The sequence below is a fragment of the Spongisporangium articulatum genome, from assembly GCF_044465595.1.
Classification (GTDB): Bacteria; Actinomycetota; Actinomycetes; order Actinomycetales; family Kineosporiaceae; genus Spongisporangium; species Spongisporangium articulatum.
Window position 1 is genome coordinate 572,514 of the sequence record NZ_JBITLV010000001.1, and the last position, 21,985, is coordinate 594,498.

At 72.4% G+C, this 21,985-nt stretch carries 16 protein-coding genes; 5 read left to right on the forward strand and 11 right to left on the reverse strand.

All coding sequences use genetic code 11. From position 1 onward, the window contains the following. Positions 1-29: 29 nt before the first annotated feature. On the reverse strand, positions 30-1,517 hold the full coding sequence (locus ACIB24_RS02755; RefSeq protein WP_398274817.1) for a phosphatase PAP2 family protein: 1,488 nt from the start codon (positions 1,515-1,517) through the stop codon (positions 30-32). 52 nt (positions 1,518-1,569) lie between these two features. Here ACIB24_RS02755 and ACIB24_RS02760 point away from each other — a divergent pair, with 52 nt between their 5' ends. Further along, positions 1,570-2,394: a class I SAM-dependent methyltransferase gene (locus ACIB24_RS02760; protein WP_398274820.1), complete on the forward strand. Its 825-nt coding sequence runs from the start codon at positions 1,570-1,572 to the stop codon at positions 2,392-2,394. A gap of 70 nt (positions 2,395-2,464) precedes the next feature. On the opposite strand, the gene ACIB24_RS02765 is transcribed toward ACIB24_RS02760, so the two are convergent. The 3 genes from ACIB24_RS02765 to dnaB form a co-directional block, all read right to left on the reverse strand. After that, the gene (locus ACIB24_RS02765; RefSeq protein WP_398274823.1) at positions 2,465-5,017 is read right to left on the reverse strand and encodes a polynucleotide kinase-phosphatase; all 2,553 of its coding nucleotides are present in this window, start codon (positions 5,015-5,017) and stop codon (positions 2,465-2,467) included. Further along, complete coding sequence (locus tag ACIB24_RS02770; protein WP_398274826.1) at positions 5,014-6,459, reverse strand: 3' terminal RNA ribose 2'-O-methyltransferase Hen1; 1,446 nt, start codon at positions 6,457-6,459, stop codon at positions 5,014-5,016. The genes ACIB24_RS02765 and ACIB24_RS02770 overlap by 4 nt, the downstream gene beginning before the upstream one ends. A 255-nt stretch (positions 6,460-6,714) precedes the next feature. Next, the gene (dnaB, locus tag ACIB24_RS02775; protein WP_398276719.1) at positions 6,715-8,085 is read right to left on the reverse strand and encodes a replicative DNA helicase; all 1,371 of its coding nucleotides are present in this window, start codon (positions 8,083-8,085) and stop codon (positions 6,715-6,717) included. A gap of 399 nt (positions 8,086-8,484) precedes the next feature. On the opposite strand from dnaB, the gene ACIB24_RS02780 reads away from it, so the two are divergent. Next, positions 8,485-9,840 (forward strand): MATE family efflux transporter, encoded by a 1,356-nt coding sequence (locus ACIB24_RS02780; RefSeq protein ID WP_398274829.1) that lies wholly within the window; start codon positions 8,485-8,487, stop codon positions 9,838-9,840. A 189-nt stretch (positions 9,841-10,029) separates the two neighbouring features. On the opposite strand, the gene rplI is transcribed toward ACIB24_RS02780, so the two are convergent. The 6 genes from rplI to ACIB24_RS02810 all read right to left on the reverse strand — a co-directional run bounded on the left by rplI (position 10,030) and on the right by ACIB24_RS02810 (position 15,694). Then, the gene (gene rplI, locus ACIB24_RS02785; protein WP_398274832.1) at positions 10,030-10,476 is read right to left on the reverse strand and encodes a 50S ribosomal protein L9; all 447 of its coding nucleotides are present in this window, start codon (positions 10,474-10,476) and stop codon (positions 10,030-10,032) included. A gap of 17 nt (positions 10,477-10,493) precedes the next feature. Further along, on the reverse strand, positions 10,494-10,730 hold the full coding sequence (gene rpsR / locus ACIB24_RS02790) for a 30S ribosomal protein S18 (protein WP_398274835.1): 237 nt from the start codon (positions 10,728-10,730) through the stop codon (positions 10,494-10,496). Positions 10,731-10,765: 35 nt separating this feature from the next. Then, positions 10,766-11,287: a single-stranded DNA-binding protein gene (locus ACIB24_RS02795; RefSeq protein ID WP_398274837.1), complete on the reverse strand. Its 522-nt coding sequence runs from the start codon at positions 11,285-11,287 to the stop codon at positions 10,766-10,768. Between the two features lie 34 nt (positions 11,288-11,321). Then, positions 11,322-11,612 carry a 30S ribosomal protein S6 gene (gene rpsF, locus ACIB24_RS02800; RefSeq protein ID WP_398274840.1) on the reverse strand — a complete coding sequence of 97 codons (291 nt, stop codon included), beginning with the start codon at positions 11,610-11,612 and terminating at the stop codon, positions 11,322-11,324. Positions 11,613-11,726: 114 nt separating this feature from the next. Continuing rightward, positions 11,727-13,250, reverse strand: coding sequence for a hypothetical protein (locus ACIB24_RS02805; protein WP_398274843.1), 1,524 nt, complete (start codon positions 13,248-13,250; stop codon positions 11,727-11,729). Between the two features lie 95 nt (positions 13,251-13,345). Further along, entirely contained in the window at positions 13,346-15,694 is a 2,349-nt protein-coding gene (locus ACIB24_RS02810; RefSeq protein ID WP_398274846.1) for a transglycosylase domain-containing protein, read from the reverse strand. Positions 15,695-15,939: 245 nt separating this feature from the next. On the opposite strand from ACIB24_RS02810, the gene ACIB24_RS02815 reads away from it, so the two are divergent. The 3 genes from ACIB24_RS02815 (at position 15,940) to ACIB24_RS02825 (ending at position 19,279) form a co-directional block, all read left to right on the forward strand. Further along, entirely contained in the window at positions 15,940-16,581 is a 642-nt protein-coding gene (locus ACIB24_RS02815) for a PadR family transcriptional regulator (protein WP_398274849.1), read from the forward strand. 84 nt (positions 16,582-16,665) lie between these two features. Continuing rightward, a complete protein-coding gene (locus ACIB24_RS02820; RefSeq protein ID WP_398274852.1) occupies positions 16,666-17,751 on the forward strand; it encodes an inositol-3-phosphate synthase in 1,086 nt (361 codons plus the stop codon). Between the two features lie 112 nt (positions 17,752-17,863). Continuing rightward, the gene (locus ACIB24_RS02825) at positions 17,864-19,279 is read left to right on the forward strand and encodes an MFS transporter (protein WP_398274855.1); all 1,416 of its coding nucleotides are present in this window, start codon (positions 17,864-17,866) and stop codon (positions 19,277-19,279) included. On the opposite strand, the gene ACIB24_RS02830 is transcribed toward ACIB24_RS02825, so the two are convergent. Further along, positions 19,178-21,943 carry an FHA domain-containing protein gene (locus ACIB24_RS02830; RefSeq protein WP_398274858.1) on the reverse strand — a complete coding sequence of 922 codons (2,766 nt, stop codon included), beginning with the start codon at positions 21,941-21,943 and terminating at the stop codon, positions 19,178-19,180. The two genes, ACIB24_RS02825 and ACIB24_RS02830, sit on opposite strands and share 102 nt — an antisense overlap. Positions 21,944-21,985: the final 42 nt, after the last annotated feature.

The following is a 21,985-nucleotide window of genomic DNA, read 5'->3' on the forward strand; positions in this document are numbered from 1 at the left end:
CCGGTTCCCCCGCGTCTGCTCCCGGTCCCCTACTCGACGACGACGGCCGGGCCACCGGTCGAGACCACTTGCGCCGAGCCGTCTTTCGCCAGCCTGACCGTCGCGCTCATGGCGGCCGCCAGGTCGAGCCGCTGCCACGAACCCGGTGCCGTGCTCCGGTCCAGCGGGTAGCCGGAGGGCAGCTGGGTCTGGGCCAGCACGTCGGCGCGCTGCCGGCCGGTCAGCGTCGGGAACGCGGTGCGCAGCAGGTCGGCGGCGGGCGGCGGCACGGACGGCGCCCGGTCCGGGTCGCCGACCGGGTCGAACCCGTAGGTCAACCGCTCCCGGTAGACCGCGACGGCGCTGCGCCGGTCGGTGACCACCTGCGCCGTCCCGCCCGGCATCACCCGGCCGCCGTAGGGGTCGGACGCGTACGGCCGTTGCGCGGCGATGCACTCGACCAGCGGGTGGCCGCAGGTCCTCTCCAGGTAGGCGACGAGCTCGGCGCGGGCCGGTCGCAGCACCTTCCGGCGGAACGACGGGTCGGCCCAGCGTGCGGCCACGGCCGCCTCGCCGGCGATCCGGCCGCCCATCACGTCGAGCGGGTAGTGCACGCCGAGCACGATGCGGTTGTTGCCGGCCTCCGACGTGCGGGCCAGGATCTCCGGCGCGAGTTCCGGCAGCAGCGTCGCCAGGGTGAGCCCGGCCTGGTAGGCGCTGGTGGTGTGCCCGCTCGGGAACGAGCCGCCGGTGCACAGGCCCGCCCGGCCGTAGTGCCCGTCCAGGGGCACGTCGCGCCGCGAGAAGTGGTGCGTCGTGTCGATCACCGGTGGCACCCGCGTGATCTTCAGGTTGCCGTCGCGGTCGGCCCACGCGCGGCCCACCCGGATCCCGCGCAGCGACGCCGCGTTCGTCCTCGACGGGGCGCACGCCTGAGCGTCACCGGCGACGCGCGGCGTGTCCGGATCGGTCGGCACCGACGGGCGGGGGTGACTGAACGCCGCCTTCGCGGCGGTCGTGTCGACGTAGTCGCCGGCCGTGCCGTCCGAGTTGTCGACCAGGGCGCTGGTCAGGGGCAGGGCGCCCGAGGTGCGGCCCTTCACGTAGAGCGGGCCGAGCCGGCTGCCCAGGCCCGTGGCGATGGTGACCGACTGGTCGTACGCCGTGCCGTCGGGGTTCTGGTACTCCGCGTCCTGCAGGGCCAGGAACCGCTGCTGTCCGGTGGCGTGCTGGTTGATCCAGACGGCCAACCGGTCGTCGCGGCCGAGCACCGTCGCGTTCCGGACGGTGCCGCGCAGGTCACCGCGGGGGGCCCAGAAGTCCCGGTAGCCGGCCAGCAGCTGGAGCAGATCCGGGCGCCCGGTCTCCCGAGGCGTCCCAGCGGCGGTGGTTGTGGCGGTCGCGGCCGGGGTGACCGGTCGGTCGGGCTCCGCGACCGGCCCGGTGCCGCGTTCCCGGAGCAGGACCGCGAGACCGCCGACGGCCAGGAGGAGGCACAGGACGACGGCCGTCCAGCGGGCGCGCACGGAGCCGGTCACGGACCCCAGGCTATTCACCCCTCGCCCCGGCGCACGGCACTAGGTTGGGGCCATGGACGACTGGTTGGGGATGAACCGCGCGCTCTGGGACGAACGGGCCGCACCGCACGCCGCCTCCCCCGGGTACGCCGTGCAGAAGTTCCTCGACGACCCCGAATTCCTCTCCTACGTGGTGCGTTTCGACCTACCCCGCCTGTTCGACGTGTCGGGGCTGCACGGCGTCCACCTGCAGTGCCACATCGGCACCGACACCCTGTCGCTGCACCGGCTCGGCGCGCACATGAGCGGGCTCGACTTCTCCGCGGAGTCGATCACCCAGGCCCAGGACCTGGCGGCCCGTACGGGCGCCGACATCGAGTACGTCGTCGCGCCCGTGTCGGAGGCGCTCGACGTGCTGGTCCCGGCCTCGTTCGACTTCGTCTACACCGGCGTCGGCGCGTTGATCTGGCTGCCCGACATCGACGACTGGGCCCGCACCGTCGCCGGGCTGCTGAAACCCGGCGGGCGGCTGTTCATCCGCGACATGCACCCGATGCTGCTGGCCATGGAGTCGAGGGGCCTGGCCGAACCGGGCCTGCGCTACCCGTACTTCGCGCAGCCCGAGCCGACGATGTGGGACGAGGAGGGCACGTACGTCGAGACCGACCACGTGTTCACGGCCACCCGGACGGCGGAGTTCAGCCACTCCCTCGGTGAGACCGTCACCGCGCTGCTGGGGGCCGGGATGCGGTTGACCATGCTGCAGGAGCACGACAGCACCCCGTCGGAGGCGTTGCCGGGCTTCATGACCCGCGACGAGCACGAGGAGTACCGGCTGTCCGAGCAACCCTGGCGGCTGGCCGCGTCGTTCACGATCCAGGCCGTGAAAGAGGCTTGATCCGGAGCGGTTTCGTCGGGTCGAACGGGACCACCCACTCGACGTCCGGGCGCGGGCCCCTGGATCGTCGTCACAGCCGCGGGTCGACCGGCTCGGACTCCAGGGCCAGCACCGCGAACACCGGCTCGTGGACGCGCCACAACGGCTCACCGGCGGCCAGCCGCTCCAGCGCCTCAAGTCCCAGTGCGTACTCCCGCAACGCCATCGACCGCTTGCGGCCCAACCCTCGCTCCCGCAGCCGGTCCAGGTTCCGCGGTTCGGTGTAGTCGGGGCCGTAGATGATGCGCAGGTACTCGCGGCCGCGCACCTTCAGGCCGGGTTGCACGAGGCCCTGGGCCCCGCGGGTGAGGTTGGCCAGCGGCTTCACCACCATGCCCTCGCCGCCCGCGGCGGTGAGCTCCTCCCACCACTCGGTCCCCGCGGCCACCGAGCCGGGGTCACCCGGGTGGACGACGAGGCGCCGGGTGGTGCGAAACGTCACCGGGTCGTGGGTCACCAACCGGTCGAGAAGCGCCAGATGCCAGGCATGGTCGCGGCCGTGCCAGGTGGCCCCCTCGCTGGCCAGCAGCTGGAAGGGGGCGAGCTGGACGCCGGTCAGCCCGTCGACGTCCCACCGGTACCGGCGGTAGGCCTCGGCGTAGCGGGCGGAGTTGGCCGCCCGCGCGGCGGTGCGGTCCAGCAGGGCGTCGACGTCCAGCCCACGGGCCCTGGCCGCGGCCAGCGCATCGAGCGCGGGCGGCAGAGCGGAACGGGCCGCGGCCCCCACCGCCGCGTACTGGCCGACCAGCAGGGACTCCGCCTTCAGCGACCACGGCAGCAGTTCGGCATCCAGAAGCAGCCAGTCGGAACCCAGTTCCGTCCACAGCCCGGTCGCGTCGACCGCGGTCCGCAGCCGGGCCAGGAGCCCCTCGGTGAGGTCCTCGGGCAGGAACGCGCGGCCGGTCCGGGTGTAGACCACGCCCGTGCGCTCGTCGTTCCCGCCGAACCGGCGGCGGGCGACCTGCGCGTCCCGGCAGAGCAGCACCACGGCCCGGGAGCCCATGTGCTTCTCCTCGCAGATCACCTCCGCCACACCGGATTCCGCGTAGGCGGCGAACGCCTCGACGGGGTGCTCCAGGACGTCGGCCCGCTTCGAGGTGGCCACGGGCGCCATCGTCGGCGGCAGGTACGGCAACCACCGGGGGTGCAGCGCGAACCGGCTCATCACCTCCAACGCCCCGGCCGCGCTCTCCTCGCGGATCGTGACGTGGCCGTGGTACGCGGTCTTCACCGACCGCCGCCCGAGCACGTCGGCAAGGTCGAGCTCGTCGTCGGCCCGGGTCGGGAGATCCTGCGAACCGGCCACCGGGAACGGCTTCGCCGGCTCGTACCAGACCTTCTCGGCGTCCACCTGGACCAGCTCGCGCTCCGGGTAGCGCAACGCCGTCAACCGGCCGCCGAATACGCAGCCGGTGTCCAGGCACATCGTGTTGTTCACCCACTCCGGCTCCGGGGTGGGGGTGTGCCCGTAGAGGACCATCGCCCGACCGCGGTAGTCGCGGGCCCACGGGTAGCGGACCGGGAGGCCGAACTCGTCGGTCTCGCCGGTCGTGTCCCCGTACAGGGCGAACGAACGGACCCGGCCCGAGGCCCGCCCGTGGTACGCCTCCTTCAACCCGGCGTGCGCGACCACCAGGCGCCCGCCGTCCAGCACGAGGTGCGAGACGAGACCGTCCATCCAGTCACGGATCTCGGCCCGGAACGCGTCCGGCTCGCGCCCCAGCTGCTCCAGCGTGGTCTCCAACCCGTGGCTGACCGTCACGTTGCGCCCGTCGAGCGCGCGGACCAGCTTGTTCTCGTGATTGCCGGGAACGGCCAGGGCGTGACCGGCCCGCTCCATCCCCATCACCAGCCGCAGCACGCCCGGACTGTCGGGGCCCCGGTCGACGAGGTCGCCCACGAACACGGCGGTCCGGCCGTCGGGGGGCACGGCGTCGACCGGGCGGCCCTCCGGGTCGAGCACCGGCCGGTAGCCGAGTTCGCCCAGCAGCCGGACGAGTTCGGGCAGGCAACCGTGCACGTCACCGATCACGTCGAACGGTCCGGTCAGGTCCCGGTGGTCGTTGAGCAGCCGCTCCCGGCGGAAGGTCGCCGCCTCGATCTCGTCCACGCCGCGCAGGACGTGCACCGTGCGGAAACCCTCCCGCCTCAGACCTTTCAGCGAGCGGCGCAGCTGGTCGTGGTGCCGCTTGACGACGTGCGCGCCGAAGTCGCGGTCCGGCCGCTGGGCGTTGCGGGCCACGGCCACCGGGACCGGGACGTCGAGCACCACGATGACCGGCAGCACGTCGTGCGCGCGGGCCAGGCTCACCAACTGCCGGCGGGCCTCCGGCGTCACGTTCGTCGCGTCCACCACGGTCAGCAACCCGGCCGCCAGCCGCACGCCGACGATGTGGTTCAGCATCGCGAACGCCGCCTTCGACGCGGACTGGTCGTTCTCGTCGTTGCTGACCAGGCCCCGGCAGAAGTCGCTGGAGACCACCTCGAACCGGCCGAAGTGCCGCGCCGCGAAGGTCGACTTGCCCGACCCGCTGGAACCGGCCAGGACGACGAGGCTCAGCTCCGGGATGTCCAGGACGCTCACGCCACCTCCCCCCGTCCCGCCGCGTCGCCCGGCGTCACGAGCGTGAGAAGAGCCAGCTGCGTAGGCGATCCGCGGTCCGCGTCGACGTCCCCCACCGGGCGGAACTCGGCCCGGTAGCCGTAGGCCGCGCACACGCCGTCCACCCAGGTCGCGAACTCGGCCCGGGTCCACTCGAACCGGTGGTCCGGGTGCCGCATCCCGCCGTCCCGCAGGTTCTCGTACAGCGCGTTGTACTCCCGGTTCGGCGTCGTGACGACGCACGCGCGCGGCCGGGCGTGCCCGAACACCGCCCGTTCCAGGGACGGCATCCGGTCCGGGTCGACGTGCTCGACGACCTCCATCAGGACCACGGCGTCGTACCCCGCGACGGCCGGGTCCCGGTACGTCACGGACGACTGGCGCAGCCTCAGTCGGGCGCGCACCGAGTCGGGCAGGCGGTCCAGGTTGAGGCGGTCGGCGGCCCGGGACAGTTCCGTGGCCGAGACGTCCACGCCCACCACCTCGGTGAAGCCGGGGTCCTGCAGCAGGGCCCTCAGCAGCTTCCCGTCCCCGCAGCCCAGGTCGACGACCCGGTGCGCACCGGCGTCCCGCAGGGCCTGCAGCACCGCCTCCCGACGCCGCACGAGCAGGGGCACCGCCGGTTCGACGGCCGGAACAGCCTGGGCGGGTGTGCTTTCCGGACCCGAGTCGAGGTCGGGCTGGTCGTCCAGTTCGTTCAACCGCGCCGTCGCGTCCTCGACGAACCGCCGCTGGTGCGCCAGGTACCGGCGGGTGATCAGGTCCCGCTCCGGATGCCCGGCCAGCCACGACCCGCCGCTGCGGACCAGCTTGTCGACCTCGTCGCTGCTCACCCAGTAGTGCTTCGCGCCGTCGAGGACCGGCAGCAGCACGTACAGGTGCCCGAGCGCGTCGGCCAGCGTCAGCGTGCCGGTGAGAGTCACGTCCCGGTACGGGGAATCACCCCAGGCCGGCACCTCCGGGTCGAGCGGCTCGGAGGTCTCCGCGACCGTCCAGCCGAGCGGCTCGAACAACCTGCGCAGCAACTGCGACCCCCCGTGCACCGGCGTCCCGGGGATCCGGACCGTCAACGGCAGCGCCCGGCCCTCCAGGTCGGGCCGGGCCTTGCACCGCCCCTTGAGCGCCGTGCTGAACACCCGACCCAGCGCCACCGCGAGCATGCTCGACGCCGCGTAGGGCCGGTCGTTCACGTACTGCGCCAGCGCGAATGCGTCCCCGCCACCGAACCGCTTGTGCCGGACCAGGCCGATCGGGTCGACCTCGAGCAGCAGCGCCACCGTGCAGCGTTGCGCCGTCGCCTCGGGATAGAACACGTGCGCGAGGCCGACCGGCAGCTCGAACGTCTGCACCCTGTCGGGGTGCTTGTGCAGCAGGTACCCGAGATCGGTGGCGTCGGGCGCGGTGGAGGTGACGGTCAGGAACACCCGCTCATGATGCCGTCGCCCGCTCGCCCGGTCTCGTCAATTTGGATGCCGAGCCGCCGGGCTCGGGCAGCCTCTTCCTCGGGTACCGGCTGTCGGGCCCGGTCCACAGGGCCCGCAGGATCGCGGCGGCCACGTCGCCGAGTGTGGCGCCGATGCACCGCAGGAGGCTGCTCATAGCGGTTTCCGGTGCATGAGCGTCACAGTCGACGACCCGATCGACCGTGGGAATCGTGTAGCAGGCACCGGACAGCGGCGTCAGGTGGCCATGTCGACGAAGCGCGAGTAGTGCCCCTGGAAAGCGACGGTGATGGTGTCGGTCGGGCCGTTCCGGTGCTTGGCCACGATGAAGTCGGCCTCCCCCGCGCGCGGACTTTCCTTCTCGTACGCATCTTCTCGGTGCAGCAGGATGACCATGTCCGCGTCCTGCTCGATCGACCCCGACTCGCGAAGGTCCGACATGGCCGGCTTCTTGTCGGTGCGCTGCTCGGGGCCACGGTTCAGCTGGCTCAGCGCGATGACCGGGACCCGCAGCTCCTTGGCCAGCAGCTTCAGGGCCCGCGAGAACTCCGAGACCTCCTGCTGGCGGCTCTCGACCCGCTTGCCGCTGGTCATCAGCTGCAGGTAGTCGATGATCACCAGCTTCAGGTCGTGCTTCTGACTCAACCGGCGGCACTTGGCCCGGATCTCCATCAGCGACATGTTGGGGCTGTCGTCGATGAACAGCGGCGCCTCGCTGATGTCGCCCATAGTGCGGGCCAGACGCGTCCAGTCCTCCTCGCGCATGGTGCCTTTGCGCATGTGCTGCAGCGGGATCCGCGCTTCGGCCGACAGCAGGCGCATCGTGATCTCGTTGCGACCCATCTCCAGGCTGAACATGACCGACGTCATGTTGTTGTGAATCGCTGCGGCACGGGCGATGTCGAGCCCCAGGGTGGACTTGCCCATCGCCGGGCGGGCCGCGATAACGATCATCTGGCCGGCGTGCAGGCCGTTGGTCAGCCGGTCGAGGTCGGCGAAGCCCGTGGGCACGCCCGTCAGCCCGTCGCCGCGGTGGCTCGACGCCTCGATCTCGTCGATCGCGCCCTCGATGATGTCGGACAGCGGCGCGTAGTCCTCCGTGGTGCGCGTCTCGGTGACCGCGTAGATCTCGGCCTGCGCACTGTTCACGATCTCGTCGACGTCACCGCCGCCGCGGCCGTCGGCCCCTTGGAAACCGAGCTGCACGATGCGCGTACCCGCCTCGGTCAGCCGGCGCAGGACGGCCCGCTCCCGCACGATGCGTGCGTAGTAGCCGGCGTTGGCGGCCGTGGGCACCGAGGAGATCAGCGTGTGGAGGTAGGCGGGGCCACCGGCCCGGGACAGTTCACCGCGCTTGGTCAGTTCGGCGGCCACCGTGACGGCGTCGGCGGGCTCGCCCCGGCCGTACAGGTCGAGCACGGCGTCGAACACGATCTCGTGCGAGGGGCGGTAGAAGTCGTTGCCGCGCAACACCTCCACGACGTCGGCGATCGCATCCTTCGACAGCATCATGCCGCCCAGGACGCTCTGCTCCGCCGCGATGTCCTGCGGCGGGGTGCGCCCCGGGCCCGACCCTCCGAAGTCGTCGGAGGGACCGCCCTGGGGCACCGGTAGATCGACGACGGACAAGCTCCACCCTCCCTGTCGGACCACCCGTGCAGACGCCCTGTGGACCAGGTTCGGACCACTACGGACACCGTCTGCAGACAAGTAGACCCTCGACCACTGACAACCCGGCGGACTGACACCCCCCGCCGGGCAGACGCACGACGTTAGGGGGACCGCCGCCGAGCTTCAATCACCTCGTCAACAGCCCCGGTGCACAACCTGTGTACGACCCGTGGACAACCACCCGGTTTCTCCACAGCTTGTGGATAACGCTGGGGACGGACGGACCCCGGTGGGGATGGACCAAGCCTCTGACCGGCATGATCGACGTCCACCACCTGTGGACGGGAGAAAGTTTTGAACAACTCGGGCCCTGGGGACATCACCCCCGGGGAACCGGTGGCGCAGGACCCGGCGACACCCGGGAGGGGCGACCCCCGACGCATCCTGAGCCTCACCCTGCCCGCCCTCGGCGCCCTCGTCGCCGAGCCCCTGTTCCTCCTGGCCGACTCCGCGATCGTCGGCCGCCTGGGCACCCCGGAGCTCGCCGCGCTGGGCGTCGCCGGTGCCCTGCTGAACTCCGCCGTGAGCGTGTTCGTGTTCCTGGCCTACGGCACGACGGGCACGGCCGCCCGGCTGGTCGGCGCCGGTGACGAGGTCGGCGCCCTGGCCGCCGGGCGCGACGCGGCCTGGCTGGCGGCCGCGATCGGCACCGCCGCCGCCCTCGTCGTCCTGCCCACCGCCCCCCTGCTGGTCGCCCCGTTCGACGTGTCCGACCCGGTCGCGCACGAGGCTGTCGTCTACCTGCGCGCGTCCCTGCCCGGGCTGCCGGCGATGCTCGTGCTGCTGGCCCTCGTCGGCGTCCTGCGCGGCCTGGAACGCACCCGCGCCACACTCTGGATCGCCGGTCTCGGCGCGGTCGCCAACGCCGCCCTGAACGTCGTCCTCGTCCACGGCGTGGGGACCTGGGCCGGCCTGGGCATCGCCGGGTCGGCGATCGGCACGGCCGCCACCCAGCTCGGCATGGCGACGGCCGGGGTCCTGATCCTGCGCCGGACGGCCCGCGGCCGCATCGCCCTCGCCCCGCACGCCGCCGGCATCCGGATGGCCGGGCGGGACGGCGTCCCCCTGCTCGTGCGCACCGTCGCCCTGCGCGCGGTGCTGCTGGCGACCACCGCCACGGCCGCGAGCCTGGGCGCGACCGCACTGGCGGCGCACCAGGTGGCGGCCAATCTGTGGACGCTGCTCGCGCTCACCCTCGACGCCCTGGCCATCGCCGCCCAGGCGCTGGTCGGGAACCGGCTGGGCGCGGGTGACGTGGCCGGTGTGCACGCGATGGTCCGCACCATGGTCCGCTGGGGCGTCGGGACCGGCGTCGTGCTCGGCCTGCTCATGCTCGCGGCCGGCGGGGGGCTCGGACCGCTGTTCACGCCCGACGAGGCCGTCCAGCACGACCTGCGGGCGGCGTTGCTCGTGGCGGCGCTGGCCCAGCCGCTGGCCGGGTACGTGTTCGTGCTGGACGGGGTGCTGATCGGCGCCGGCGACGGCCGCTACCTGGCTCGGGCGAGCGCCGTCCAGGCGGCACTGTTCCTGCCCGCGGCGGCGCTGCTGGCCACCTACGGGCCGTCCGGCACGGCCGGCCTGGTGAGCCTGTGGGTGCTGTTCGCGGGTGGCTGGATGGTGCTGCGGGCGGTCCAGCTCGGACGGCGGGCGCGTGGCGACGCGTGGACGGTCACCGGCGCCCGGCGCACCTGAGGCGCCGGTGGGCACCCAGCGGAGCGGAGCGAGCGCTCGTGGGCACGGTGTCACACAGTGCTCACCAGGTGGGCACGGTGTCACACCGTGCCCACCTAGCGACCGGCGCAGCGAGGCACAGAAGGGGCCCGTCGCAAAACAGAGGCGGCCCGCCCCGACCGGGACGGACCGCCTCGTGCTGCGGGAACGTCAGCCGGCGACGACGGCCAGCTTCACCTTGGCCTGCACCTCGGGGTGCAGGCGGACGTGCACGGTGTACTCACCGGTGTTCTTGATCGCCCCGGTCAACTCCACCTTGCGGCGGTCCACCTTCGAGCCGTTGGTCGACTCGATCGCCGACGCGACGTCGGCCGGGGTCACGGCGCCGAACAGCCGACCCGACTGACCGGCCTTGACGGCCAGCCGCACGGGCTTGGCCTCGAGCGAGTCGCGCACCTTCTGCGCCTCCTCGAGGGTCGCGATCTCGCGGGCCTGACGGGCCTTGCGGATCGACGCGACCTGCTTCTCGCCGCCCTTGGACCAGGCGGTGGCCAGGCCGCGCGGCACGAGGTAGTTACGGCCGTAGCCGTCCTTCACCTCGACGACGTCGCCGGGGGCGCCCAGGCCGGTCACTTCCTGCGTGAGGATGAGCTTCATCTGAGTGTCATCCTCTCTCAGCGGGCGGAGCTGCTGTAGGGCAGCAGCGCCATCTCGCGGGCGTTCTTGACGGCGCGGGCGATCTCCCGCTGCTGCTGCACCGTGACACCGGTGACGCGGCGGGCGCGGATCTTGCCGCGGTCGGAGATGAACTTCCGCAGCAGGGCCGTGTCCTTGTAGTCGACGAACTCGATCTTCGCGGTCTTGAGCGGGTTCTGCTTCTTCTTCGGCTTCCGCACGGGAGGCTTCGGCATGGTCTTGCTCCTTACATCAAGTACAGGTCTACAGATCAGAAGGGCGGGTCGTCCTGGCTGCCGCTGAAGCCGCCCGACGGGCCGGTCGCCCACGGGTCCTCAGCCGGGCCGGACGAACCGCCGGACGCACCGCCACCGGAGTAGCCCCCACCACCGCCACCGCCGGAGAAGCCGCCGCCACCGCCGCCACCGCGCTGGGTCTTGTTGACCTTCGCGGTCGCGTACCGGAGCGAGGGGCCGAGCTCGTCGACCTCCAGCTCGTTCACGGTGCGCTTCTCGCCCTCTTTGGTCTCGTACGACCGGGACTTCAGCCGGCCGGTGACGATGACCCGCGAGCCCCGCTGCAGGGACTCGGCGACGTTCTCCGCCGCGTCACGCCACACCGAGCACCGCATGAACAGCGTCTCGCCGTCCTTCCACTCGTTCGACTGGCGGTCGAACGTGCGCGGGGTGCTGGCCACGGTGAAGTTGGCCACCGCCGCGCCGGAGGGCGTGAAACGGAGTTCGGGGTCGTTGGTGAGGTTGCCGATCAGCGTGAGGATCGTTTCGCCGGCCATGCGGGTCTCCGAGGGTTTCGGTAGGTGAGGTCGCTCAGCGAGCTTCCGGTCGCATCAACTTAGTGCGCAGCACCGACTCGTTGAGGTTGAGCTGGCGGTCCAGCTCCTTCGCGTCGGCGGGCTCGGTCGTCATGTTGACGATCGCGTAGATGCCCTCGGCGTTCTTCTTGATCTCGTAGGCCAGGCGCCGCTTGCCCCACACGTCGACGTTGTCCACGGTGCCGCCACCCTTGCGGATGACGTTCAGGAACTTGTCGAGCGACGGGGCGACGGTGCGCTCCTCAAGGCTGGGGTCGAGGATGACCATCAGTTCGTACTGACGCATGTGTTAACCCACCTCCTCTGGTCTCGGCGGTCACGGTCGGTCCGTGACAGGAGGGTCGTGCGTCGGCGCCGGCACCCACCCGGATCGAGCGGTGTCCGACGCCAAGGAGAGAGCTTAGCCGCGAGGACCGTCAGTCACCGAATCGGGCGAAAGGGTCAGGTCCTCGAGTTCCTCGATCGGGCGGCCGGTGTGCCGGCCCGGGCGGTCCGACCCCGAGGGGTCGAGGGCCAGCAGGACGGCCGGCGAGATCCCGAGCGGCTCCAGGCCCACCTCGCGCAGCATCGCCCGGTAGCGGCGCAGCGCCTGCCCCCCGATCCAGGCGATCCCGGCCAGCCGGGCGACCAGCAGAAACACGTAGATCGACGCCGGCAGCCCCTTCGACGGGTCGCTCTCGGCGGCGATGAACATCCACACCCCGACGAAGTAGACGCACTCGGTCGCCGCCCAGAGCAGGTGGTCGCGCCAGGCCAGCCCGGACAGCGCGATCAGGGGCAGGAGCAGCAGCGACGTCTGCACCGGCAGCGACGTCGCCGCCACCAGCACCACGCACAGCATGGCCAGCGCCAGCGGCGCGAAGGCCGCCGGCGGCGGTTCGGGCAGGTGGACGACGTCCGCCGGGTCGGTCCCCGACCCGCCGGCGGCGGGGGGCGGGCTCAGCAGAGCCGGGTGCGCGTCGTCCACCAGCGCACCGTCCACCGGCGCACCGGCGGGCGGCAGGTGGACGGCGGTCACGCGGACCACCAACGCCAGCAGCAGGCCGGTGACCAGCACGCACAGCGTCGCGGCCACCCCCGGGGCCACGGGGCCCATCGTGAACAGGCCGCCGAACAGGCTGGTCAGGATCCGGCCCGGGAGGGTACCCGCGGGCTGCGGCTTGGCGTTGGCCAGCAGTTGCGGCAGCAGCCAGACCGAGCCGTACCCCACGGCGCCCGTGCGCCAGGCGTTGAACGAGGCCAGCAGGCCGGCCCCGAGCCCGGCCACGAGCAGGAGGCGGGCCACCAGCCAGGTCACGAACGCGGTCCCGGCCGCCCGCGGCGTGGGCCACGTCGTCCGGACGGCGAGCACCGCCAGGGCGAGCACCACCACGGCCAGCGACGGCGCGGCGGCCACGGCCAGCCCCAGCCAGACGCCCGCCCAGCCGGGATGGCGGCGGTGCCACGACCAGAAGGCGAGCGCCAGCAACGCGACCGCCAGGAGGGTGTACGAGAGCAGCCCCGCCGTGAAGACGACCGGCGAGAGCGCCAGGTGGGCGGCGTCCCACGCCCCGGTCGGGCCGCGCAGGCGCCGGGTGGTGACGGCGATCGCGGCGACGCCCACCCCGAGGGCGACCAGCAGGACCGCCGCCGACAGGTCGAAGAACTCGCGCTGCCCGCGCACGCCGTCGTGCGGGACGAACGCCGAGACCACCCACATCGCCGCCGAGGCCAGCGGCGGCTGGCCGAGACCGTCGCCACCGACCGCCTCGCTCAGCGAGGGACGGGCCAGGTCGGAGCCGAGATCCTGGCTGGAGAACAGCACCGCGTTGTCGCTGTAACAGACGTGCCAGAACTGGTCGGGGTTCGACCAGCCCTGGGCGCGGCAGTGCTGCTTGGCGACCAGGCCGCCCGTCAGGACGACGGCGGCCAGGAGGACGAGCACCGGTACGGCACCGAGGAACCCGCGGCCCGACGCGAGGCGGCGGCCGGACGGGCCGCCGATGACCGGACTGGCGGCGCGGACGACCGGGTCGACGCTCAGCCCTGACCCTGCTGCTGGCCGTCCTGCCCCGTCCCGATGCTCGGGAAGATGCCGCCACCGTCCGGCTGGGACGCGCTGGCCGACGGGGACGCCGACGCGCTCGGGTCGGTACCCGGGTTGTTCGGGTCGGTCGGCTGCTGGGTCTGCGGCTGCGGCCGCGGGATGCCCTCGACCTCACCGACGTTCGCGGGCTCCGGGAACGTCAGCTTGGGCTTGCCGTTGAGCGCGTTCTGCATGAACGTCGTCCAGATCCGGACCGGGAACGAGCCGCCGGTGATGCTGCTGAAGCCGCCCCACGGGGAGATGGTGACCGGCGTCTTCCCGTCCTTGGCGTTCTGGTACAGCATCACCGTTGTGGCCAGTTGCGGGGTGTAGCCGGCGAACCAGGCCGATTTGTTGTCCTGCGACGTCCCGGTCTTGCCGGCGATCTCGCGGCTCGACCCGAACCCGGCCGCGTAGGCCCCCGTGCCGCCGTAGGAGACGGGCTGGCGCAGCGCGTAGGTCAGGTCGGCCATCACGTCCTTGTCGAAGACCTGCTCGCCGTCGCCGAGGGTGTCCTGGCTCCAGTACGTCTTGCTGGTGCCGACCTTGGTGATCTTGGCGATCGAGTGGGTCTCGTGCTTCTTGCCCTGGGCCGCGAAGGTCGCATAGGCCGTGGCCAGGTCGATCGGGTGCGGGTTGGCCGACCCGAGCACGTTGACCAGGTTGTCCTCGACGTGCGCCGACTTGGGGATACCGGCCTTGTAGGCGGCCTCCTGGGTCAGCTTCCGGCGGTCGTCCTCGGCGTTGACCTGGACGAAGACGGTGTTCAGCGAGTCCTCGGTGGCCTTCAGCAGGGTGGCGCCCGACATGGACTCGCCGCCGAAGTTCACCACCTTCCTGCCGTCGATCTTCATCGGGCTGGTGGCCCGGTAGTAGCTGTTCAGGCTGACGCCGTCCTCCAGGGCGGCGACCAGGCCGAAGGCCTTGAAGGTCGACCCGGCCGCCGCAGCGCCCGCGGTGGCGTTGTTGAACGTGTTCTTCGCGTAGTCGGGGCCGCCGTAGATGGCCTTGACCTGCCCGTTGCGGGGGTCGATGGCCGCCGCGCCGATGCCGACCCGCTTGGGCTTGCCCTTCGTCTGCCCCTTCACCGCCGCGGTCAGCTGCTGGACCATCTTCCTGTCGAAGGTCGTGGTGATGGCGTAACCGTCGGTCTCGATCTGGTCCGGGGTCTCGTTGAGCCGCTTCGCGGCCTCATCCCGGGCCATCATGACCAGGAAGCCGTTCTGACCGGCCAGCGACGCCGACGACTTCGGCTTGTCGGGCATCGGGAAATCGCCCGCATACTTCCTGTACTCGGTCTGGCTGAGCGGGGTGACCTGGTTCGGGTTGAGCCGGGTCATCGCGGCCAGCACCGTGCTCCAGCGGAACTTGGCCCGCGTCAACTGATCGGGCTGGTCGACGTCCTCCGGGTGCGAGGCGCTGTTCGGCGAGTTGATGATGCCCGCCAGGTACGCGGCCTCCGACGCGTTCAGGTCGTCGACGTCCTTGCCGTAGTAGGCCTGCGCCGCCGCCTGCACGCCGTAGGCGCCCCGGCCGAAGTAGATGGTGTTCAGGTAGCCCTGCAGGACCTTGTTCGGCTCCATCGTCTGCCGGATCTTCAGCGCGATGAAGAACTCCCGGAACTTCGTCCCGAGCGTGCGGTGCTCCTGGCCGTTGAAGGTGTTCTTCACGTACTGCTGGCTGATGGTCGAGCCACCGCCGCCGCCCCCGTGGGCGTTGTTCCAGATCGCCCGGATGATGCCGGTCGGGCTGACGCCGGCGTTCTCGTAGAACGTGTCGTCCTCGGCGGCGAGCACGGCGGGGACGATCGTGGCCATCTTGCTGAAGTCGACGACCTGCCGGTTCTGGTCGGCGAGCCGGCCGATCTCGGTCTTGCCGTCGGAGTAGTAGACGATCGTCGTCTGGGTCAGCGGCTTCGCGTCGTCCTTGGGGACGTCGATGGTGGCGTAGGCGATGGAGAACGTCAGCAGACCCAGCAGGAAGCAGGCCAGGAAGATGCCGCCGACGAGCTTCCAGGACGGCACCCAGCGCCGCCAGCCGTTCCGGCCGAAGCGCGGGTAGTCGACGTAGCGCTGGAAGCCGGACGGCTGGCGCCCACCCGGATGCCCGGGGCGGCGCGGGTCGTAGCCCGAGGGGCCGCGCTCGTAGGCCTGGTACCCGCCCGGGCCCGCTTGGCCGTTGGGCCGCTGACCTGCGGTGCGCACCGGTCCGGCGGCGGGGTTGCCCTGGTAGCCGACGGGGTAGCGACCGGGTTGCCCCGGAGCGCGGCCACCACCGACGGGGGGCAGATCACGACCGGCCACGAACCTGAACACCTCCACGGGAGCCGGAACCTCTGCCCCGGCAGCAACAACTCATGAGCCTACGGCGTGCCCCGCACCTGTGCAGCCACCTTGCCCACCCGTTGCCTGTGGGAGCGCCTCCGTCGTATCGTGACGAACGAACCTGATGTATCGGCCCGATACATTGGCCCGAAGCATTGAACTGAACCATCGGCCCGAACGTACAGGCCGGACGAACGACACGGAATCCGGTCGAGGAGGTGCGCATGGCCCGCCGCGGTGACGTGCTGGAGCTCGCCGTCCTCGGGATGTTGCACGAGAACCCGACCCACGGGTACGAGCTGCGCAAACGCCTCAACGAGCTGCTCGGGCCGTTCCGCGCCCTCTCGTACGGGACGCTGCACCCCTGCCTGAAGTCCCTGCTCGCCCGCGGCTGGATCCGCGAGGTCGAGGGCGACGAGGACAGCGACGGCACTGCTTCGCCGCTGGTCTCGCGCCGCGCCCGGATCGTCTACGAGCTGACGGCCGAGGGCAAGGAGCAGTTCAACACCATGGTCTCCAGCCCCGGCCCGGCGGCCTGGGAGGACGAGCCCTTCGCGGTGCACTTCGCCTTCTTCGGCCGCACGGACGCCGCCACCCGGCTGCAGATCCTCGAGGGCCGTCGGTCGCGGCTGCAGGAGCGCCGCGAGCGCGCCCGGCAGTCGATGCGCAGCACGCGCGAGCGGCTCGACGCCTACACGCTCGAACTGCAGCGCCACGGGCTGGAATCGGTCGACCGCGAGGTCCGCTGGCTCACCGAACTGATCGACACCGAGCGGGCCAGCCGGATGACGCACCCGCCCGAGGTCGACCCGCCCCAGCCACCGCCCGAGCCACCGCCGGAGCCACCGAACCAGCCCCCCGGCTGACCCCCGAGTCCCTGCCCCACCCCCGAAACGCTCGCGCCGGCACGGAACGCCGTCGCGAAACTACGAGCACACAAGGAGATACGCATGGGTACCGTCCGCGTAGCGATCGTCGGCGTCGGTAACTGCGCCGCGTCCCTGGTCCAGGGCGTGCACTACTACCGCGACGCCGACCCGGCGGGCACGGTGCCCGGCCTGATGCACGTGCAGTTCGGCGACTACCACGTCTCGGACGTGCAGTTCGTCGCCGCGTTCGACGTCGACGCCAAGAAGGTCGGCCTCGACCTGGCCGACGCGATCGGCTCCAGCGAGAACAACACGATCAAGATCACCGACGTGCCGACCACCGGCATCACGGTGCAGCGCGGCCACACGCTCGACGGCCTGGGCAAGTACTACCGCCTGACCATCGAGGAGTCCGAGGCCGAGCCCGTGGACGTCGTCCAGGCACTCAAGGACGCCGAGGTCGACGTCCTCGTCTCCTACCTGCCGGTCGGCTCGGAGGACGCGGACAAGTTCTACGCGCAGTGCGCCATCGACGCGGGCGTCGCCTTCGTCAACGCCCTGCCCGTGTTCATCGCCTCCGACCCCGAGTGGGCCGAGAAGTTCCGCGCCGCAGGCGTTCCCATCGTCGGCGACGACATCAAGAGCCAGGTGGGGGCCACCATCACCCACCGGGTGATGGCCAAGCTGTTCGAGGACCGGGGCGTCGTCCTGGACCGCACGTACCAGCTGAACGTCGGCGGCAACATGGACTTCAAGAACATGCTCGAGCGCGACCGGCTGGAGTCCAAGAAGGTCTCCAAGACCCAGGCCGTGACGTCGAACCTGAACGGCCCGCTGGCCGGCCTGAAGTCCGACCGCAACGTGCACATCGGCCCGAGCGACTACGTCGCCTGGCTCGACGACCGCAAGTGGGCCTACGTCCGGCTCGAGGGCCGCGCCTTCGGCGACGTCCCGCTGAACCTCGAGTACAAGCTCGAGGTGTGGGACTCCCCCAACTCGGCCGGCGTCATCATCGACGCGGTGCGCGCGGCGAAGATCGCCAAGGACCGCGGCATCGGCGGCCCGGTCTTCGAGGCCTCGGCCTACCTGATGAAGTCCCCGCCGGTCCAGGTGGAGGACACCCAGGGTCGCGCCGACCTGGAGGCCTTCATCCGCGGCGAGCGCTGAAGCCCGCGGGACGACGTCCCGCACCTCCTGAGCCCGCCCCCCCGTTCTCGGGGTGGCGGGCTCAGTGGTGCCGGCGTGCGTCCGGGCCGGCGGGCAGGCATAGCATTTTCGGATGCCCCGGTCCGCCTTCCTCGACGACCTGCGCGTGGTGCTGCGCGGCCGGGACTTCCGCAAGCTGTTCGCCGTCCGGCTGATGTCCCAGGCCGCCGACGGCACGTTCCAGGTCGGGCTGGCCAGCCTGGTCTTCTTCTCGGTCGACAAGGCCACCACCCCTGAGCAGGTGGCCACCGCCGCCGTCGTGACGATCCTGCCGTTCACGCTGCTCGGCCCGTTCGCCGGTGTGCTGCTCGACGTCTGGTCGCGCCGGCAGGTGCTGCTGCTGGTCAACGCGGTCCGCGCAGTACTCGTGCTGGGGACGGCGCTGCTGGTGATCGGCGGGGTCGACGGCCCTCCGATCTACCTGCTCGCGCTGGCGTGCCTGTCGCTGAACCGGTTCCTGCTGGCCGGGTTGGGCGCATCCCTGCCCTACGTCGTGCCCCGGCACGAGCTGGTGATGGCCAACGCCGTCTCCCCGACCTGCGGCACGATCGCCGCGCTGCTCGGGGCCGGGGTCGGGTTCGTGCCCCGGTTCGTGCTCGGTGCGGGCGACCCGACCGACGCGCTGGCTCTGCTCCTCGGCGCGGCCGGTTACGGGTTCGCGGCGTTGCTGGCCCGGCGCATCCCGCGCGACCACCTCGGCCCGGACCAGCGCGCCCCGCTGGACGGCCGTTCCGCGCGGGCCGCCCTGGTGGACGTCGTCCGCGACCTCGTCGGCGGCGCGCGACACGTGCGCGACCGGCGGCCGGCGGCCTACGCCCTGAGCGCGATCGGGGCCCACCGGCTGGGCTACGGGATCATGACGATCACGCTGATGTTGTTGTGCCGCAATCACTTCACCGACCCGGCCGACGTGGACGCGGGGCTGGCCCTGCTGGCCACCTCGCTCACCGTGACGGGGCTCGGCGTGGGGTTGGCCGCCGTCGCCACGCCGGCGGCCGTGCGACACCTGGGCACGACGGGCTGGATCGGGACGGCGATCGGGGTGGCCGCCGCCGTCCAGCTGCTGCTCGTGATCGACCTGCGCCGCCCGACCCTGTTCGCGGCCGCCTTCCTGCTGGGCTTCACCGGACAGGGCGCGAAGATCTGCGTGGACGCGGTGGTGCAGCGCTCCGTCGCCGAGAACTACCGGGGGCGGGTGTTCTCGTTCTACGACGTCATCTTCAACGCGGCGTTCGTGGCCGCGGCCGGGCTGTCACTGGTGCTGCTGCCCGCCGACGGCTACTCCCGCGGCGTGTTCGGCGCGGTGGGCGTGCTGTTCGCCGCGGTCGCCGCGAGCTACGTGACGCTGTCCCGGCGGCTGCCGAGAACGCTTACCGCCGAGGCGGTCTCAGCCCTCGACCTCGAACACGAACCCGCACTCGCCGCCCAGGTCGACCCGCGAGCCCGAGGTGATCACCAGCGGGACGCCGGGCTCGATCGTGACCGGTGACCCACCGGGGGTGGTCAGCGTCGTGCCGTTCATCGCGTCCAGGTCGGTGATCACCACGTCCCAACCCGAGGCGCGCACCTCGGCGTGGGTGCGCGAGACCTGACCGGTCGCGCTCTGCACCGCGTGCATCACCGGGGTCTCCGGGTCGGGCGAGGGGACCGGCTTGGGGTCACGGCCCAGGATGACGGGCCGGTCGACCTCGACGCGGTCGCCGTTGTCGAAGATCAGGACCCCGAGCGGCGGGCGGGCGACCAGGATCGGCGCCTGCGGCGGGACGCGCAGCCCGCACACCCGGCAGTCGGGCTGGTCGGGTGACGTCACGTGCCCGGCGTCGCACCAGACCCCGAGCAGCCGCGGCGGTTCGCGCGGCGGAACGTGCGGGCCGGGGACCTCGCCGTGGGGCTGGAAGACGGAGGTGCCGTCGTCGCCGTGACCGTTCTTGGCCCGGGCGAACGCACCGCCGCCGACCCCGTTGGGCGGGACCACCGGGCTGTGCACGCCGGGGGTACCGGTGCCACGCAGGCCGGGCGGGCCGCTCTGCCGCTCGTGCGGCGGACGGTCGGCCGCGCCGCCCCGGGCCCAGACCGGGGCCGGGTGGTCGGGCACCGCCGGGTCGGCGGTCTTGCTGCGGGCCGCACGGGCCCCGCGGAAGAACGCCGGCAGCAGCAGGCCGTCGGACTCCGAACCCTCGTCGGGCTGGCCGTCGGGCGCCTCGACCGGTGCCTCGTCGTCGCCGTGACCGTGGCCGTTCACCCCGTTGACGCCGTTGACCCCGTTCACGCCACCGGAGGGCGCGGGGATGAACGGCGACTGCTCACCGGCGCGCGGCCACGCACCGTTGGAGCCGCGCAGGCCCCCGAACGGCACGCGGTGCTCGGGGCGCAGCGTCTGACCGCGCACCCGGAACGGCAGGGCGCCGGGCTCGTCGTCCAGCTCCAGGGCCCGCGAGCGCACGTAGTCCTCGAAGGACTCCTCGACGCGCTCACCCGCCGGGTCCACCGCCGGGCGCTCCTCGACCTCGGCCGCCGCGACGGGCTCGAGGGGCTCGACGGGCTCGACCGGGGTGTGGGCCGCGACCGGCTCGGCGAGTGGTTCGGGCCGCACGTCGGGCCGCACGTCGGGCCGCTGGGGCTCGGGGGCCGGCGACTCGAACCGGGGCTGGGCGTGGTGACCGCGCGGCGGGGCCCCCGCCGCGTCCTTCAGGCCCTCGAGACCACGCCGACCCTGCAGGCCGGGCAGCTTCAACGACACCGACGGCGGGTCGAAGTTCGGCAACGCGGTCGGCAGGGGGCCCCGGGCCGACCCCTCGACCAGCAGGTCGTCCTCGTCGATCGACGGCCCGTCCGACGGCTGCTCAGCCTGGGCGTCGGCCGGCGACTGGGCCGGTGACTGGGCGTGCTCCGCGACGGACGCCTGTGCGGCCGGTGGCTGCGCCTCGGCGACCGGAGGGGCCTCGACCTCCTCGCCGCTGCGGATCACGTCGGCGAACGGGACCTCGCCGGAGTCCATCGAGGCACCGAAGCCGGGCCCGGACGGGCGCTGCGGTGCCTCCGGACCGGTCAGGTCGGTCAGCCCCCAGGCGGCGGCCGCCCCGTCGGGCAGCGACCACGGAGCCCGGCGGCCGAAGTCCTGGGTGGTGAACTCCTCGTCGACGGCCGGGGCGGACTCGCGCTCCCGGTCGACCGGCGACAGGAGCAGCGTCTCGTCGGGCCCGGACTCAGTGCGCGGTTCGGCGAAGGGCTGGGCCTCGACCGGCGCGAAGGCCTCCACGGCCGGCGAGTCCGGCTCGGCGTCGGGGGCCGTCTCGGGGGCGGTCTCGAACGGCGACGCCTCGAAGAAGGACTCGGCGGGTTCGAAGGGCGACTCGACCGGGGCCTCGGCCGGCTCGGCCAGGGCCTCGGCGAACTCCTCGACCGACACCTCGGCCGGCGCACCCGTGACCGTCGGCGGGTGGTGCACCTCGAGGTCGTCCGGGACGGCGAAGGGGTCGTTGCTGCGCGCGGCCAGCGGCGGGGCCTCGGCCTCGGGGGCCTGGGCACTCGGCGCGGGCTCGGCGGCGGGCGCGGGGCTGAGGGCGGCGGCACCGGACGACGCCACGACCGGGTGCCGGCCGGTGCGCGGTGCGGAGCGGGTCAGGTCGACGACGCGCGGCGGGCGGCCCCCCGCGGCCGGGCGAGCGTCGTCCGGCCCCGGCCCGTCCGCCTCGGGTGCGGCCCCCGACGCGGGTTCGGGCTGCTCGAGCGCGGCGGGCGCCTCCGTGACGACGGGCGCGGCGTCGCCGGGGGCCGGGCGGCTGTTCGCGCCGCACGGCAGGGCCAGGCCGGCGACCAGGACGACGCCGGTGTGCACCAGGTAGGGCAGTTCGGTCTTCTGCTCGACGTCGCCGACCAGTACGCGGGTGGCGCCGGAGATGAGGCCTTCGAGCCAGGTGGTGGCGCCGGTGGCGTCGAGCCGGACCGGTTCCCCGGTCCGTTCGAAGCAGACCGGCACGCTGCCGCGGACGAGGGCGCGCACGGCCTCACCCTCGACGCGCACGATCGCGAAGCTCGGCGAGGTGCGGATGCCGCGGCGCACCAGGACGTCGAGGATCTCGTCCACGGGGGCGTCGTCGAGCGCCAGCTCCCACAGCGGCCCGGCCAGTGACCAGTCCGTCGGCGCGTCCACCACCAATACGGTGCGTGATGCGACGACGGCAAGCAGTTGCCC